Origin of the sequence: Chitinophaga sp. Cy-1792 (assembly GCF_011752935.1) — a bacterium.
GTDB lineage: Bacteria > Bacteroidota > Bacteroidia > Chitinophagales > Chitinophagaceae > Chitinophaga.
In genome coordinates this window covers 1,247,833-1,265,184 of sequence record NZ_VWWO01000001.1, presented here as the reverse complement: position 1 = coordinate 1,265,184, position 17,352 = coordinate 1,247,833, and the positions used below count along the sequence as shown (strand labels likewise).

At 45.6% G+C, this 17,352-nt stretch carries 12 protein-coding genes; 6 read left to right on the top strand and 6 right to left on the bottom strand.

What is annotated here, in order from left to right; translation table 11 throughout:
• Positions 1 to 39 precede the first annotated feature (39 nt).
• The 4 genes from F3J22_RS05210 (at position 40) to F3J22_RS05195 (ending at position 7,621) form a co-directional block, all read left to right on the top strand.
• Complete coding sequence (locus F3J22_RS05210) at positions 40 to 978, top strand: TerC/Alx family metal homeostasis membrane protein (protein ID WP_167014986.1); 939 nt, start codon at positions 40 to 42, stop codon at positions 976 to 978.
• Between the two features lie 59 nt (positions 979 to 1,037).
• Positions 1,038 to 3,527, top strand: coding sequence for a bifunctional UDP-N-acetylmuramoyl-tripeptide:D-alanyl-D-alanine ligase/alanine racemase (locus F3J22_RS05205; RefSeq protein ID WP_167014983.1), 2,490 nt, complete (start codon positions 1,038 to 1,040; stop codon positions 3,525 to 3,527).
• 82 nt (positions 3,528 to 3,609) lie between these two features.
• Positions 3,610 to 4,266 carry a lipoprotein signal peptidase gene (locus F3J22_RS05200; RefSeq protein ID WP_167014981.1) on the top strand — a complete coding sequence of 219 codons (657 nt, stop codon included), beginning with the start codon at positions 3,610 to 3,612 and terminating at the stop codon, positions 4,264 to 4,266.
• A 490-nt stretch (positions 4,267 to 4,756) separates the two neighbouring features.
• Entirely contained in the window at positions 4,757 to 7,621 is a 2,865-nt protein-coding gene (locus F3J22_RS05195; protein WP_167014979.1) for a TonB-dependent receptor domain-containing protein, read from the top strand.
• Between the two features lie 106 nt (positions 7,622 to 7,727).
• Here the strand turns inward: F3J22_RS05195 and F3J22_RS05190 are convergent, their stop codons facing one another.
• From F3J22_RS05190 to F3J22_RS05175, 4 genes are all read right to left on the bottom strand, one after another.
• A complete protein-coding gene (locus tag F3J22_RS05190) occupies positions 7,728 to 8,723 on the bottom strand; it encodes a 2-hydroxyacid dehydrogenase (protein ID WP_167014977.1) in 996 nt (331 codons plus the stop codon).
• 89 nt (positions 8,724 to 8,812) lie between these two features.
• A complete protein-coding gene (gene fumC / locus F3J22_RS05185; RefSeq protein WP_167014975.1) occupies positions 8,813 to 10,213 on the bottom strand; it encodes a class II fumarate hydratase in 1,401 nt (466 codons plus the stop codon).
• Positions 10,214 to 10,253: 40 nt separating this feature from the next.
• The gene (locus F3J22_RS05180; RefSeq protein WP_167014973.1) at positions 10,254 to 11,030 is read right to left on the bottom strand and encodes an enoyl-CoA hydratase/isomerase family protein; all 777 of its coding nucleotides are present in this window, start codon (positions 11,028 to 11,030) and stop codon (positions 10,254 to 10,256) included.
• Between the two features lie 104 nt (positions 11,031 to 11,134).
• Positions 11,135 to 11,986, bottom strand: a complete 852-nt coding sequence (locus F3J22_RS05175) for a hypothetical protein (RefSeq protein ID WP_167014971.1) — start codon at positions 11,984 to 11,986, stop codon at positions 11,135 to 11,137.
• A 283-nt stretch (positions 11,987 to 12,269) separates the two neighbouring features.
• On the opposite strand from F3J22_RS05175, the gene F3J22_RS05170 reads away from it, so the two are divergent.
• The gene (locus tag F3J22_RS05170) at positions 12,270 to 13,940 is read left to right on the top strand and encodes a glutamine--tRNA ligase/YqeY domain fusion protein (protein WP_167014969.1); all 1,671 of its coding nucleotides are present in this window, start codon (positions 12,270 to 12,272) and stop codon (positions 13,938 to 13,940) included.
• 78 nt (positions 13,941 to 14,018) lie between these two features.
• Here F3J22_RS05170 and gltX read toward each other — a convergent pair whose 3' ends face one another.
• Positions 14,019 to 15,587 (bottom strand): glutamate--tRNA ligase, encoded by a 1,569-nt coding sequence (gene gltX / locus F3J22_RS05165; protein WP_167014967.1) that lies wholly within the window; start codon positions 15,585 to 15,587, stop codon positions 14,019 to 14,021.
• A gap of 134 nt (positions 15,588 to 15,721) precedes the next feature.
• Here gltX and F3J22_RS05160 point away from each other — a divergent pair, with 134 nt between their 5' ends.
• The gene (locus tag F3J22_RS05160; protein ID WP_167014965.1) at positions 15,722 to 16,342 is read left to right on the top strand and encodes a polysaccharide deacetylase family protein; all 621 of its coding nucleotides are present in this window, start codon (positions 15,722 to 15,724) and stop codon (positions 16,340 to 16,342) included.
• A 60-nt stretch (positions 16,343 to 16,402) separates the two neighbouring features.
• On the opposite strand, the gene F3J22_RS05155 is transcribed toward F3J22_RS05160, so the two are convergent.
• Positions 16,403 to 17,341: a hypothetical protein gene (locus F3J22_RS05155; protein WP_167014963.1), complete on the bottom strand. Its 939-nt coding sequence runs from the start codon at positions 17,339 to 17,341 to the stop codon at positions 16,403 to 16,405.
• Positions 17,342 to 17,352: the final 11 nt, after the last annotated feature.

Genomic DNA, 17,352 nt, shown 5'->3' with positions numbered 1-17,352 from the left:
AACTTATTATCTTTGCCTTTCACATAATTCAACTGTCTTATGACACCCACGCAGTGGACGTACGTTATTTTCGGGATTGTGATCATTGTGGCATTGATCTTTGACCTGGGGTTACTCAGTAAGAAAAATGAGCAGGTTACAATCAAAAAGGCACTGATTCAGACTTGTTTCTGGGTAGGGTTATCGTTACTGTTTTTCGGTTTTATGTGGCTGGAAGATGGCCATGAGGCGGCAATCAGCTATCTGAGTGCCTACCTGATGGAGTGGTCTTTATCGATCGATAATATTTTTGTATTCATTCTCATATTTGGATTTTTTAAAATTAAAGAAGAGAATTATGCCAGGGTATTACTGATAGGTATCCTGATGGCAATTATATTCAGAGCAATATTTATTAGTCTTGGTGTTGTTCTGATTCATAAATTTGAGTGGATTCTCTATATCTTCGGGGTATTCCTGGTATATACGGGTGTGAAGATGTTCAGCGCGAAGGATGATGATGAATTCAATCCGGAGGATAATTTTGCATTACGATTCGTAAAGAAGTACATGCGCTGGACGACAGAAGATCCGCAAGGGAAATTTCTGATCAAAAGAAATAACAAAACCTACCTGACTACTTTATCTGTGGTAGTAGTAATGCTGGCGGTTACAGATATTGTATTTGCACTGGATTCTATACCGGCAGTATTTGCGATATCACAGGACCCGATGGTAGTGTTTACATCTAATATCTTTGCAGTACTTGGGTTAAGGTCTTTATTTTTCCTGTTGAGAGGAGCGGTAGATCAGTTCGACTATCTGCCTAAAGGCATTGCCACTGTATTAATTTTTATTGGCCTTAAAATGCTCGCAGAGTATTTTATACATATACCAGTATACGTATCACTGATCGTGATTGTAGTATGTCTGGGTGGTTCTATTCTTTATTCCCTTTACCATAAAAAGAAAGAATTACCGAAAGGACAAGTGAAGTAAAAGGCAGCTGCGAAATTCGTTTTTGTAGCCGTCAAGTGATTATTCAAACTGATAAAAACGTGTATAACGCAGCGAGTATCAACAAAGTCCTGAAAGGAGAGTTGTTGCAGGAGACTGGATTTTCAGAAATTGATAACATCTTATTGGACAGCCGTAAGCTGATATTTCCGGAAACATCCATATTTATTCCTTTGGTGAGCACCAGGCGTAATGCTCATCAGTACATTGACGAATTGTACAAAAAAGGGGTCAGCAACTTTATTATCAGTGAGGCTGTACCATTGGAGAAATATCCCAAAGCCAACTTTATTCTGGTGAAAGATACACTACATGCATTACACGCATTAGTGGCCTGGCACCGGGCACAATTTCATATCCCTGTCATCGGGATTACAGGAAGTAATGGTAAAACCATTGTGAAGGAATGGCTTTTCCAGTTGCTGGAAAAGGATTACAACATCGTTCGCAGCCCAAAAAGTTATAACTCACAGATCGGGGTACCATTATCTGTATGGCAGATGCAGCCCGAACATCAGCTGGCGATCTTTGAAGCCGGCATCTCCCAGCCTGGAGAGATGGTCAACCTGGAAAAGATCATCCGCCCAACCATAGGCATCTTCACCAATATCGGAGAAGCACATAGTGAAGGGTTTCTGAATATCCGTCAGAAAATAAATGAGAAGCTGATCCTCTTTATGAAGAGCGATATTCTGATTTATTCCAAAGATTACCTGGTACTCAATGAAGCCGTTTTGTCTTTCCACAACCAGATGGGAGAGGAAGGGCCTGAGCTGTTTTCCTGGTCCAGGAAAACGGATGCAGACCTGCGTATCGTAAGCACCGATAAGCATGATCATCATACCACCATTGAAGCGACCTATAAAGGGGAGCACCTGAATATACGTATTCCTTTTACAGACGAAGGCTCTGTGGAAAACGCCATTCATTGCTGGGCGCTGATGCTGTATCTGGGTAAGGAACAGGATGTTATTCAGCAACGTATGGACCTGCTGAGCAACATCGCCATGCGACTGGAGCTCAAACAGGGCATCAACAACTGCTCTGTTATCAACGACAGCTACAACCTGGACCTCGGTTCACTGACCATTGCGCTGGATTTCCTGCAGCAACAGCAGCAACACCAGATCCGCACTGTTATCCTCAGCGATATCCTCCAGAGCGGAAAAAGTGATGCCACCTTGTATGAGGAAGTAGCCGGACTGCTGAAGCAGAATGGTATCAATAAACTGATTGGTATCGGTAAGAATATCAGCAGAGAGAAAAAAAGTTTTCAGCAGGTAGAAGAACTGAAATCCCAGTTTTTCAATACGACAGATGAATTCATCCAGCAATTCAGCGCGGACCAGTTCCAGTACGAAACCATACTGGTAAAGGGTTCCCGGATATTTGAGTTTGAGCGCATCGGTAAGCTGCTGGAGCAGAAAGCACATCAGACGATTCTGGAAATCAACCTGAGTGCGATCGCACAAAATGTAAAGTATTATCAGTCGCTGCTGAAGGCGGATACCAAGCTGATGGCTATGGTAAAGGCATTCAGTTATGGCAGCGGCAGTTTTGAAATAGCTAACTTATTGCAATTCCATGGGGTGGATTACCTGACGGTAGCCTATGCCGATGAGGGGGTGGAACTGCGCAGGTCTGGAATTACCATGCCAATCATGGTAATGAACCCTGAGCCGGCCAGTTTCGACGCCATTCTTCACTGGAACCTGGAACCAGAGATCTATTCAATGGGTATCCTGATGCAGTTCCTGGAAGAAGTGAATGCGGCGGGCAAAACGGATTTTCCGGTACATATCAAGCTGGATACCGGTATGCACCGACTTGGCTTTGTAAAAAAGGATATTCCTGAACTCATTCAGGTACTGACAGCAGGTCAGCAGCTGAAAGTGCAGTCGGTGTTCAGTCACCTGGCTGCCAGTGAAGATCCTGCGGAGGATGCCTTTACGCAGCACCAGGGCCGCCTCTTCTTTGAGATGAGCCATGATCTGCAGAAGGCGCTGGGCTATACTGTTATCCGCCATATCAGCAACAGTGCAGCCATTGCACGTCATCCGGAATTGCAACTGGATATGGTGCGTCTGGGCATTGGCATGTACGGTATTGATAGCACCCGGGATGTACAAGATCAGTTGAGGAATGTAAGCACCTTAAAAACTACGATTGCCCAGCTGAAAGAGCTGGAGGCAGGCGATACCGTTGGCTACGGCCGTAAATGGGAGGCTAAGCAGCCGGCAGTAACGGCAACGGTGCGTATTGGTTATGCCGATGGCTATAGCCGGAAAATGGGGAATAGTCGTGGTAGCATGCTCATCCGTGGCAAGCTGGCACCGGTAATAGGTGTTGTGGCGATGGATATGTGTATGCTGGATGTGAGCCATATACCGGATGTTGCAGAGGGTGATGAAGTCATTGTATTTGGCCAGGATTTGCCGGTACAACAGCTGGCAGATTGGGCGGAAACTATACCTTACGAAATATTAACAGGAATTTCACAGCGCGTCAAAAGGGTATATTTCCAGGAATAAAGCAACTTGCAGGTACAGTTTGTGCCGAACGGGTTTCCGACTTTGAAATAAACCATTATTTTTGATAAAATTTTAATATCACTTGAAGTATCGTCACGTCATCATCATTGTCTTACTCATTTTGGTCGTTGACCAGTCGCTCAAATTCTGGATTAAGACACACATGTTCATGCAGCAGGAGTATATTATATTCCCTAACTGGTTCCGTATCCATTTCATTGAAAATGAAGGGATGGCATATGGACTTTCCTTCGGTGGCGACTTTGGGAAGATTTTCCTGACTTTGTTCCGATTGGGTGCTGTAGTAGTAGGTTTCTATTACATGAAGAAGCTGGTAAAAGAGAAATACAGCACTGGCTTGCTGATCTGCGGTTCCTTAATTCTGGCTGGAGCAGCCGGTAACCTGATCGACAGCATGTTTTATGGCCTGATCTTCAATGATAGTATTGGTTACGAAGTAGCACAGTTCCTGCCCGCAGGCGGTGGCTATGGCAAATTCCTTCATGGCCGCGTGGTAGATATGCTGTATTTCCCATTGTATGAAGGGTATCTTCCTAAATGGATCCCATTCAAAGGCGGGGATTACTTTGTGTTCTTCCGTCCGGTATTCAATGTGGCTGATGCCGCGATATCCGTAGGCGTAGTAGCTATTCTGCTGTTCCAGAAACGTTTCTTTGGCAGACATATGCATCCTAAAAAACCTGCAAGTAACGCTATTGCAAATGATCATGTAGCGTAAAAGCTCATCATCTTATATTATTAAACGGCAGCTATCTGGCTGCCGTTTTTTTGTGCCTGTTGCTCGCAAGCGCGCCTTCGGCGCTGTTATTTTGCTCGCAAAGCAGCATAAGTTGCATAAGCAGCAAAGGCCTGCGTTTTGCTGTTTAGTGTTTTATAGAGAGATTTTGCTTTTCCTCTCGCCCTTCGGGCAGATGCCTGTATTTTTTTTGCAGATGATTAAATTATACCCGAATCTCTTATATATCAATATCTTAATACCAGATATTTCTACCTGACAAAACCCTTTCCTGCTGCAATTTTCAGAGATTTCCGGCCTTTTGCTTTGAAATAAAAAATTCCCGACCTACATTTGTCTACCAATTCTATAGACTATATGGTTTTAATAATGGCAAATATAATCCTCCTCTCTCGATGTTGTTGATTAACAACCGATAGTGGCTTTCCTTACCCCTTTTTTCAATCAATAATCTAATAACGCACTGATTTTTATGCAAAAGTTTTTACCTATAGTGGTTAAATACCTGCTGATAGCGCTGGTATTTAGTCCAACCTTCGTACAGGCCCAGTTAAACGGGTCGTATATCATCGAAGGGAAAATTGTAGATGCCAACGGCGCTGGCTTACCTGGTGCTTCTGTACAGATAAAAGGAACTTCATTTGGTACTGCAACAGATACAACCGGTCATTTTTCCCTGACCAACAATGCTAAATTCCCCTACAAACTGGTAATCCGCCTGATCGGGTATCAGCCGCAGGAGTTTGAGGTAAAGAATAGCAACAGCAAACTGGCGATACAGTTATTCACACAGTCGCTGCTGGTAAATGAAGTGGTGGTATCCGCCTCCCGTCAGCAGGAGAAGCTGTTACGTTCGCCGGTAGCCATTGAAAAGCTGGATATCCGCGCTTTGAAGGAAACACCTTCTTCTACCTTTTATGATGCCCTCGGCAACCTGAAAGGTGTACAGATGACCACAGCAGGACTTACCTTCAAGGTGTTCAACACCCGTGGCTTCAACGTTCCCAACAACTTCCGTTTCATGCAGCTGGTAGATGGTGTGGATAACCAGGCCGCTACGCTCGGCGTACCACTGGGTAACGCCATCGGCCCTACGGAGCTGGATATCTCCAGCGTGGAAGTGACGCCAGGTGCATCTTCCGCCCTGTACGGTATGAATGCGATCAATGGCATGTCTAACCTTACCACTAAAAATCCATTCGAATACCAGGGCGTCAGCGTATACCAGAAATTTGCTGTTAACCACGTCGGTGAAAAAGGCGCCAGTGCAAAACCACTTACGGAAACGGCTGTACGTTATGCACAGTCCTACGCTCCCTGGTTTGCCTGGAAAATCAACTTCAGCTATATGGAAGGCACCGACTGGTATGCCGACAGTCATAACGACTTTAACCCGCAAAGCAAAGCCAATCCCGACTTTCCGGAACTGAGCGGCCCTAACAACATCGCCAATGATGCCTGGAATAAATATGGTGATAACGCCAATATTCAGATCATCGATAAAGATAACAGAGCGTATAATGTACACCGTACCGGTTATTGGGAGAAAGATCTCGTAGGAGATTATAAAGTAAGAAATACTAAAGTAGATGGTAGTCTGAATTTCCGCCTGCCACATAAAATAGAACTTTCCTACGCATACCGCTATGGCCTGATGGATGGCTTCTTTCAGCGTGGTAACCGTATCGGTCTGAAAAATGTATCTGTTCAAAACCATAAAATCGAACTGGTACATCCCGACTTTACCCTCCGCTCTTATGTATCTATCGAAAATACCGGCGATAGCTATAATATGAACCCGCTGGCAGACAACCTTGAGAAATCATTTAAGTCTGACAAGGTGTGGACTGCGGATTATACCAAAGCCTTAAATACCGCGCTTACCAATGGTGCCAGTCTCGTAGACGCCCACGCAGCTGCACGCGCAGCAGCCGATGCCGGCAGATGGACACCAGGTACCGCAGCCTTTGATGCACAGGTGGCAAAAATCAAAAGTGTAAATGACTGGGACATCTACCCAACATCTAAAAATCCGAATAACACCACAGGTGGTGCTGCATTATTGCAGATGAGCCGCTTCTATCATACAGAAGGAACCTGGAACCTCCGTAAATACGTGCATTTCATGGATGTATTGGTAGGTGCCGACTACAGAACCTACGAAATCATTCCAGACGGTAATAACTTCGTAGACTTTTCCCTGCCGGCAGACAAACGCAATCAGCCAGGCGGTAAGCATATCTGGTACGGCAAAGCCGGCGGTTTTGCGCAGGGAGCCAAAACCTTCTTCAACGATGCCCTGAAGATCACAGCTTCCCTTCGCTACGATAAAAACCAGCAGTTTGAAGGTAAGCTGAACCCACGCATAGCTGCGGTTTACAGCATCAAAGACAAACATAATTTCCGCCTCTCCTGGCAGAACGGTTTCCGGTTCCCATCATTATTTGAAGCCTATTCTTTTGTGAATAACGGGCAGGTTAGGCGTGTAGGTGGTCTGGCGTTCATAGAACAGGGGCTTGGCTATTTCAAGAATTCCTTCCTTACCAGCACCGTGGATGCCTTTGGTGTAGCGGTAAATAAGACCATCAATGCGGATCATGTCACCAAAGATCAGGCGGCCGCCAAGAATGCAGGCATCCTGAAAGTGGCAAATCTTGATCCGATCGTTCCTGAAGAGATTCATTCCTTCGAAGGTGGCTATAAAGCAGTATTGATCAACAACAAATTATTTGTTGACGTAGATGGTTATTATAGTTCTTACAAGCATTTCATCGGCCAGATAGAAGCAGTAGTACCTACCAGCGGCAACGTTAATACCCCTGATCAGTCTGTGCTGAATCAGATGCTGGATAAGAGTTTACAGAATCGTTACCGTGTATGGACCAACAGTAAATCCACCGTTAGCAACTATGGATTTGCGGTAGCGGTGACTTATGATATTTACAAGTCTTACACCGTGAGTGCCAACGCCAACTACAACAAGCTGGTAACGGATAAAACCAAGGATGATGCACTGGTACCGGGTTTCAACACGCCGGAATGGTTTACCAATATCAGCTTTGGTAACCGTAATGTATTGCCAAACTTTGGCTTTAACGTAGTATGGCATTGGCAGGATGCATTCTACTGGCAGAACCTGTTCGGTAATGGTAATGTGCCTGCCTACAGCACCGTTGATGCGCAGGTTACGTATCGTGTTCCGAAGATCAAAACTTCTTTTAAAGTGGGTGCTTCCAACCTGTTTAATACTTCATATTTCCAGTATGTGGGTGGGCCTACGATTAAGGGATTGTATTATGTGACGCTGACATTTGATGATGTGTTTAAGAAGAAATAATTTTTAGGGAATGTTGGCCTTCGGCCAACATTCTTTTCTTAAATTGGCCCCCCGCGCTGACGCGCGGGGGGCCAATTTATATATAGACAATGCAGCCGGGATTATTTTATATCTTCACCTGGTTGGTGAGTGGCAGGCCTTTTTCAAATTGCTGAATATTATTCAAGGTTGTTTCAGCAATTTGTGTGAGTGCTTCACGGGTGAAGAAGCCCTGATGAGAGGTAATCACTACATTCGGGAAGGTGATAAGCCTTGACCATACATCATCCTGGATGATGACATCAGATAAATCATGAAAGAACAGGTTTTCTTCCTGTTCGTACACATCAATGGCCAATGCGCCGATATGTCCGTTCTTCAGCGCCTCCACCACAGCTTTTGTGTCTATCAATCCGCCGCGGCTGGTGTTTAACAGGAATACACCACGCTTCATCTGTGAAATAGTGTATGCATTAACGAGATGTTTTGTTTCCGGCGTAAGCGGACAATGCAGGGAAATAATATCTGCATCTTTCAAAATTGTTTCCATGGAAACATATTCTACACCGGCATCTTCCAGACTTTTATTATTAAACATATCATAGGCTAATACCTTACAACCAAAGCCCAGCATAATTCTGCAGAAGATAGCGCCAATATTTCCTGTACCAACCACCCCAACCGTTTTACCATACAGGTCAAATCCTTCGAGTCCGTTTAAGGTGAAATTATTATCACGGATACGGTTATACGCTTTATATATTTTTCTATTCAGTCCCAGTAATAAAGCAACGGCATGTTCGGCTACCGCATGTGGGGAATAAGCCGGAACCCTAACTACCGGCAGGTTTAATTCTGCAGCTACTTTCAGGTCTACGTTATTAAAACCGGCGGCGCGGAGAGCGATCAGTTGAATGCCTTTTTCCTTTAGCTGACGGAGTATGCCGGCATCGAGGTGGTCGTTGACGAAGGCACAGATGACTGATTCTCCGGGTTTGATAAGTGCGGTATTATCAGCGTTGAGCGGGTATTCGAGGTAACGGAGATTATAATTAAAGGCAGCATTGGCTTTGTTGAAATATGCGATATCGTAGGGCTGGGCGCTATAGAAAAGTACATTCATTTCCGTTAGTATTGAGTTATACTAAAGATAGCAAAAAGAAAGGCGCCTCTACTGGGTAGAGACGCCTTGTATACAGATAAAAATATCTCTTATTTGATATCACCCACCATGTGAGCAGGAACTACCCATTCGTCGAATTCAGCAGGGGTTACATAACCCAGTTTCACTGCCATTTCTTTTAGTGTAGTACCTTCTTTATGTGCTTTCTGTGCGATTTCAGCTGCTTTATAGTAACCAATTTTGGTATTCAGCGCAGTAACCAGCATCAGCGAGTTTTCCACATGCTTTTTGATATTAGCTTCGATCGGTTCGATACCTTCCGCACATTTATCGTTGAAGCTTACGCAACCATCACCGATCAGGCGTGCAGAGTGCAGGAAGTTATAGATCATTACCGGTTTGAACACGTTCAGTTCGAAGTGGCCGGTAGCGCCGCCGATGTTGATGGCAACATCGTTACCCAGTACCTGTGCAACGATCATGGTGAGCGCTTCACACTGTGTAGGATTTACTTTACCTGGCATGATAGAAGAACCTGGTTCGTTGTCCGGGATGTGGATTTCGCCAATACCGGCACGAGGGCCAGAGCTGAGCATACGGATGTCGTTCGCGATTTTCATCAGGCTTACTGCAACAGTTTTCAGGGCGCCGTGCGCTTCAACGATAGCATCGTGAGCAGCCAGGGCTTCGAATTTGTTTTCAGCGGTGATGAAAGGCAGACCGGTCAGGTCAGCGATATTTTTAGCTACGTTTTCAGAGTAGCCTTTAGGCGTGTTGATACCAGTACCTACGGCAGTACCACCCAGTGCGAGTTCGCTGAGGTGAGGCAGGGTATTGTTGATAGCTCTCAGACCGTGGTCCAGCTGAGATACATAGCCGCTGATTTCCTGACCCAGTGTGAGTGGGGTAGCGTCCATGAAGTGGGTACGGCCGATTTTCACGATATGTTTGAAAGCTTCGGCTTTCTGGGCGAGGGTATCGCGGAGTTTTTTGATACCTGGAATGGTAGTTTCCACCAGAATTTTATATGCAGCGATGTGCATGGCAGTAGGGAAGGTATCGTTGGAAGACTGTGATTTATTCACATCATCGTTAGGATGGAGGAATTTCTCTTTATCAGTCAGCTGTCCGCCATGAACTACGTGGCCGCGGTAAGCTACCACTTCGTTTACGTTCATGTTAGACTGGGTACCGGAGCCTGTTTGCCAAACTACCAGTGGGAATTCGTTATCCAGTTTACCTTCCAGGATTTCATCACATACACGGCCGATCAGGTCGCTTTTTTCCTGTGGCAATACGCCAGCCTGGAAGTTAGTCAGTGCTGCTGCTTTTTTCAGGTAAGCAAAAGCTTTGATAATTTCTTTAGGCATCTTGTTGATGTCCTGTGCGATCTTGAAATTTTCAATGGATCGCTGTGTCTGAGCGCCGTAATAAGCATTAGCAGGCACTTTCACTTCGCCCATTGTGTCTTTCTCTATTCTGAATTCCATAGCGTAAACTTTTAAGGCTACAAAAGTAGCTAATTACAGGTTATTCCCCTTTGAAATTCGGTTGTCTTTTCTCCACAAATGCGCTGGCGCCTTCTTTAAGGTCTTGCGTAGCAAAGCATGCCGCGAATTCTTCAATTTCCAGTTCGAAGCCATTTTGTTCTTTATCGATGGCAGCATTTACGCATTTGATGACCCTGGCAACGGCCAGGGGTGCTTTTGTATGGATTTTAGCGAGCAGGGATTTAGCTTTAGGGAGAAGATCGGCCAGGGGGGTGATATGATTCACCAATCCCCATTGGAAGGCGTTTGCGGCGTCGATCATATCGCCTGTCAGCATGAGTTCAACGGCTTTTCCTTTACCGATCAGCTGGGTGAGGCGTTGGGTACCGCCATAACCGGGAATGAGGCCCAGGTTGACTTCCGGCTGTCCGAACTTAGCATTTTCGCTGGCAATACGGAAATGGCAGGCCATGGCCAGCTCACAACCGCCTCCCAGGGCGAAGCCATTCACGGCGGCCACTATTGGTTTAGGGCAATTTTCTATACGATGGAAGACCACATGACCTTTGGATGCCAGTTCTTCCCCTTCTGAAGGCGTGAGTTGAAGGAATTCTGAAATATCCGCACCGGCAACAAAAGCCTTCTCGCCGGAACCGGTGATGATGGCGCTCTTTACTTCTTTTTTACTATATACTTCATCAATAGCCAGGGCCAGTTCCGTCATGACGGTCTGGTTGAGGGCATTCATCTTATCCGGGCGGTTGATGGTAATAATGAGCGTATTATCTTCCAGTTTGGTGCTGATTGTCTGGTACATGCGTCTACATTTTTAGTGTATCCAATATTAAGAAATTTTCCGCGGAGGCATAAAAAAACCAGCCGGATTTACGGCTGGTCTATTTTGGGGTGAGGGCATTCGTATTAGTATTCTACTTCCATTTTGGCGTTGCCGCTTTTGAAGCGTACATAGTTGGTCTTTTTATGTGCATACCTGTATACATGGCTGTTGAAATTGTAGCTGAGTGTTACGAAGAACAGCTTGGCATCCAGGTTTTTGTATGGGTAAACGGCGTTGCCGGAAAGTTTATCTGTTTCTTTAAAATCTTTATTGAAGAAATTCTGCGGGTAGTACTGCACTTTCAGGCCGAAAGAAGGGGCGAAGCGCATACCGGCAAAGAAAGATGGCATAATCAGCGGGGTACGGTCGCTGAACCACTCATTAAATTTGTGGACTTTATCACCGTTTACGAACTGTTTTTCCTTGTAGTTGAAGGCCAGATCGGCTTCCGCACCGGCAAAGAAGAAGAAGGTACCTCTGTGAAGGTCGCCGACTTTGAAACCCAGCGGAATACCGAAGGTATAGACGCGTTGTTTCAATTTAAGGCTATCGTAAGGCTTGGAAATCAAGCCGATGTTCTTGATATTGAATCCGGTGAAGATGCCGAAGTGACGACCGAAGTCCTTGTTATAGTTGGTTCCTACGTTAAAAAACAGGGAGAATCTCGGGATATTACGCATATGTTCTCCGTTATTCTGCATATTGGCAAAGGAGAGGATACCTACATCCCCGCCACTGGTACGGTAAATTCCTTTACGATACTTAGGATATTTTCCAAATATGATACTCAGGAGTGGCCCTTTTTCTTTGGTAATCGTACTATCGTTTGCGTTAGTTGTGCTGGTTTCAGTTGAATCAGTTTTTTCCTGGGCAAAGGTGCTGGTAGTGGCCAACAGCAGCAGCAACAGGAGTACAGGTATCGATTTGGTCGTCATAAATGGCGGGTTTATTTAAGTATAATTATGATGTATCTGATCAGAAGACGACCCGAAAATCAAAAAGTTACGGCTACAAGATAATTTTTTAAAAAATTTCCGGGAGCGACTGTCAATCGTGTTTTTTCTATGCTATTTTTTCTTCCCGGGGACATCAAAATAAAATTAATTATTATATATTCCGGGAAATATGTGAAGGCTGGGCTTATCCATATCCAACAGGATAATGAATAGCTGAAAGCTAAGCACTATTCCTTACATTTGCAGACACATTTATATTCTTATGAGCGAAGAAAGGTCACTCAATTTTTTAGAACAAATAGTAGAAGAAGATCTGGCCAGTGGGGCCACAGGAGGCCGTGTGCTTACACGTTTTCCACCAGAACCCAACGGCTACCTGCATATAGGTCATGCCAAGTCGATATGTCTGAACTTCGGCCTGGCTCAGAAATACAATGGTAAAACCAATCTCCGTTTCGATGATACCAACCCGGTAACTGAGGACACGGAATATGTGGAATCTATCAAAGCAGATATCCGCTGGTTGGGATTTGAATGGGAGAAAGAGCTGTATGCCTCCGATTATTTTGAGCAACTGTACCAATATGCGGTGGAGCTGATCAAAAAAGGGCTGGCATATGTGGAAGATGCTACTGCAGAAGAAATTGCTGCCATGAAAGGTACGCCTACCACGCCAGGTACCAATAGTCCGGCCAGAAGCCGTTCTGTAGATGAAAACCTGGACCTGTTCGAGCGTATGCGTAAAGGAGAATTCAAAGACGGAGAAAAAACCCTCCGGGCCAAAATAGATATGGCTGCTCCCAACATGCATATGCGTGATCCGCTGATGTACCGCATCAAACATGCACATCACCACCGTACCGGCGATAAATGGTGCATCTACCCGATGTATGATTTCGCCCATGGCCAGAGTGACAGCATTGAAAATATCACGCATTCCGTTTGTACACTGGAATTTATTCCTCACCGTCCGCTGTACGACTGGTTTATCAAGGAGCTGGACATCTTCCCTAGCCACCAGTACGAGTTTGCCCGCCTGAACCTGAACTACACCGTTATGAGTAAGCGTAAGCTGAAACAACTGGTGGAAGAAGGTATCGTAAATGGCTGGGACGACCCGCGTATGCCTACTATCAGTGGTTTACGCCGCCGTGGCTATACACCGGCAAGTATCCGCAGCCTCTGCGAGCGCGTAGGTATCCAGAAACGTGATAATATTATTGAATATAGCCTGCTCGAGTTCTGTATCCGTGAAGAACTGAACAGAACCGCCAACCGTGCCATGGCTGTACTTGATCCTGTAAAGCTGGTGATCACCAACTATCCTGCAGATCAGGTAGAAGAAATGGAAGCAGAGAACAATCCGGAAGACCCGAATTCAGGTACCCGCAAGCTGTACTTCAGCAATACCCTGTATATCGAGCGTGAGGACTTTATGGAGAACCCTCCTAAAAAGTACTTCCGCCTCGGACCAGGTATGATGGTACGTCTGAAAAATGCTTATATCATCAAAGGGGAAAGTGTAGAGAAAGATGCTGATGGTAATATCACCACCATCTATGCTACCTATCTCCCGGAAAGCAAAAGCGGCGGCGACACCAGCGGCCTGACCGTAAAAGGTACCATTCACTGGGTAAGCGCTGCACATGCTGCCACAGCAGAAGTGCGTATTTACGACAGGCTTTTCAATGTGGAAAACCCTAACAGTGAAGAAGGCGACTTCAAATCCTATATCAACAAGGATTCGCTGCAGGTAATTACCAACGCCTACGTAGAACCAGGCCTGCTGCAGGCAAAACCTGGCGACAGGTTCCAGTTTATGCGTAAGGGTTATTTCAGTGTAGATCCGGACAGCACGCCTGAAAAGATCGTGTTCAACAGAACTGTTACGCTGAAAGACAGCTGGGTAAAAGAAACAGCTAAAACTAAATAATCAGCTTACTATAAAAGAAAAGCGCTCTCTACCAGGTAGAGAGCGCTTTTCTTTTTATACTTCGTATAGACTATACGGTTAGGATTTTGCCTGGGTTTCGTCCCATGCTTTACGATAGGTATCGATACCGATAGCGATACGTTTCTGGGTTTCTGTGATACCCAGCGTAGCAGCGATATCGAATACCGGAGGACCGAATTTGCCACCGGTGAGCATGATACGGAAAGGCAGCTGCACATCGCCCATTTTGAGTTCCATTTCAGCAGCCAGCTGTTTGAAGCTCTCTTCCAGTTCTGCGGCCATAGGCGCAGGGAACTTAGGCAGTTTATCGATATTTTTCAGCCAGGTGTTGAAAAACTTCTCTTTATAGATGGTCCATTTAGGTACAACAGGCGTTGTATCCAATGATTTAGGACGTTCGAAGAAGAAGAAGCTATGTTCGTAGAAGTCTGCAAGTAAGTGCAGACGGTCTTTCACCAATGCAACTACATCAGAAACGAAGCGGATATCGGCGTGGATGTCATGCTCTGCCAGCATAGGCTGCAGGAGTTCTGCCAGGCGGTCTTCATCTGCTTTGAGAATGTACTGATGGTTGAACCATTTGGCTTTCTCGAAGTCGAATTTAGCACCGGCTTTATGTACGCGGTCCAGGGAGAATTTCTGAATAAGTTCTTCCATGGAGAAGATTTCCTGTTCAGTACCGTCGTTCCAGCCGATCATGGCCAGCATGTTAACGAAAGCTTCCGGCAGGAATCCGAGTTCGCGGAAACCTTTGGTGAACTCGTTGGTGCGAGGGTCTGTCCAGTTCATGGCGTATACCGGGAAACCGAGGCGATCGCCATCGCGTTTGCTGAGTTTACCGTTGCCATCTGGTTTCAGGATCAGCGGGAGGTGCGCCCATTCAGGCATATCTTTTTCCCAGCCCAGGTATTTCCAGAGGAGGATATGAACAGGAGCGGAAGGCAGCCATTCTTCTCCGCGGAAAGCGTGGGATATTTTCATCAGGTAATCATCTACTACCACGGCGAGGTGATAGGTAGGCATACCATCAGCTTTCAGCAAAACTTTATCATCTACCAGACCGGTATTGAAAGTTACTTCTCCTCTGATCATATCGGTGAAGGTCAGGTTGTCGTTTTCCGGCATTTTGATACGGATAACGTGTGGCGTGTTACGTGCCAGCAATTCCTGTACTTCGCTGTCGAGCATATTGAGAGAGTTCTTCATTTGCTCACGAACGATGTGATTGTATTGAGGGGCAGGATTTTCAGGGCTTTTCAGCCTTTCTCTCATGCTTTCCAGTTCTTCCGGGGTATCGAAAGCGTAGTAGGCATGACCGGATGCTACCAGCTTATCCGCGTATTCGCGGTATAATGGTTTACGCTCGCTCTGGCGGTATGGTTCGTAAGGGCCACCTACACCAGGGCTTTCGTCTGGCTGGAGACCACACCAGCGGAGACATTCATTGATATAATCTTCAGCGCCCGGAACGAAGCGGGTCTGGTCAGTATCTTCGATGCGAAGTACAAAATCACCGTTGTGGTGTTTTGCAAATAAGTAGTTGAATAAAACGGTGCGCACACCACCAAGGTGTAAGCCACCAGTAGGACTGGGCGCAAAACGCACTCTAACTTTCCTGTGATTCATAGGAGACAAAGTTAAGGGTTTTAGGAATTGGCTTCCAGCAATTAGCATCAGCAGATTAAAATTTTTTAATCCTGTCCCGTTGCCATTCACATTGAGTATATTGCATACATATCATGTAAAATGTTGCCTCTTTCATGTTCTATCTGACCAAAACACCCGGCATAATAAAAGCCATATACAGCAGCTGTATCTGGAATATGCCAGCAAGCAGTAACTCCGTTTACCTGACCTTTGATGATGGACCACATCCCGAAGCTACTCCTTTTGTATTGGACCAGTTAAAGAAGTATGATGCAAAAGCTACTTTCTTTTGTATTGGTAAAAATGTGATTGAATATCCCGAAATATACCAGCGGATATTGGAAGAAGGCCACAGTACGGGTAATCATACACACAATCATCTCAACGGATGGAAAACCAGTACAGACAAATATATTGAGAATATCCTGCAAGCCAGGGAATATATTGATTCTCCACTATTCCGGCCTCCATATGGGAAAATAACACCTTTTGAGATCAGGATGTTGAAAAAAAAGATCCCGGGGGCGAATGTAATCATGTGGGACATTCTGAGCGGTGATTTCGATGTGGATATTAACGGAGAGGCCTGTGTTCAGAATGTTGTTTTCAAGCTGAATCCGGGCGCTATTGTCGTTTTCCATGATAGCACCAAGGCCTGGAGCCGTTTATCCTATGCACTTCCCCGTGTGCTGGAATTCTGCAAAAAGCAGAAGTATGCCTTAAAGGCACTCTAAAAATAAAGGCAGCCGGTACGCCCGACTGCCTGTTGCACTATTAGTCCGTATAAGTATTTACTAGAGTGTTATATCCTTCACTTTGTCGCCAACAGTGATAGTAGCCTTATTATCACAGGTACCATCGCCATAGTCGATCGTTCCGGTTACAGTACCAATAACGATTTGCAGTTGTCCTTTTGAGATATACTGGCAGTTCCAGGCTTTCACCAGGGCTACAGGCGTAGATAAAGCAGCGCTGTATGCTACTGTACCGGCAGCATTGGCGCTGGAGATAGTACCGTTGCCAGTTACTGAGAATACATCATCACCAGGATTTACAGGCGTTTTACCGCCAGCGATCTGTTTTACCGTTTTGGTAGTGTTGTAAACGATATAGGTAGTATCGTTCAGTTTCACCTTTCCATCAGTGATTTTCTGGGTATAGGTAAGTCCGCCGTCTGCTGTTGCGTGATAGCTGATACCGGAATAGGTAACGGTACCGGAAACAGGGTAGCCATTCACCGTGTAATTGGAGAACGTTACAGTAACGGTAGCGTTGCCAGACCACAGCGGAGCACTGAAGGTAGCATTAACAATACCTCCGCGAACACCGATAAAAGAATTGGAAGAGCAGGATGTACCGTAGTTAATGGTTACTGTTCTTGGCCATACACCTGCGCTATAGGTGTCCATTGACACTTCCGGGCAGGAGCCGGATGCCTGCAGGCTTTTATCTCCAACAGCTATACGTGCCGTATTGGAGTCGAGGCCCTGGCCGGAAGACGCGCTGGAAACAGATGCAAACACATCCGCATAGATGGCGTTTACCTGCGTTTCGTGGCTGCCTGCCAGTATCACCTGATTATCTGTCTGATTGTTGCCAACAGGATTAGTAGGTGGATTCGTAGTTGAACTATTATTGTTATTGTCTTTTTTACAGGCAAAGAACAATCCGGTCGTCAATATACCGGTGAATGCCCATGCCAGCACGCGATTTGTGCTGAAATAGCTTTTCATAGTGATAGATT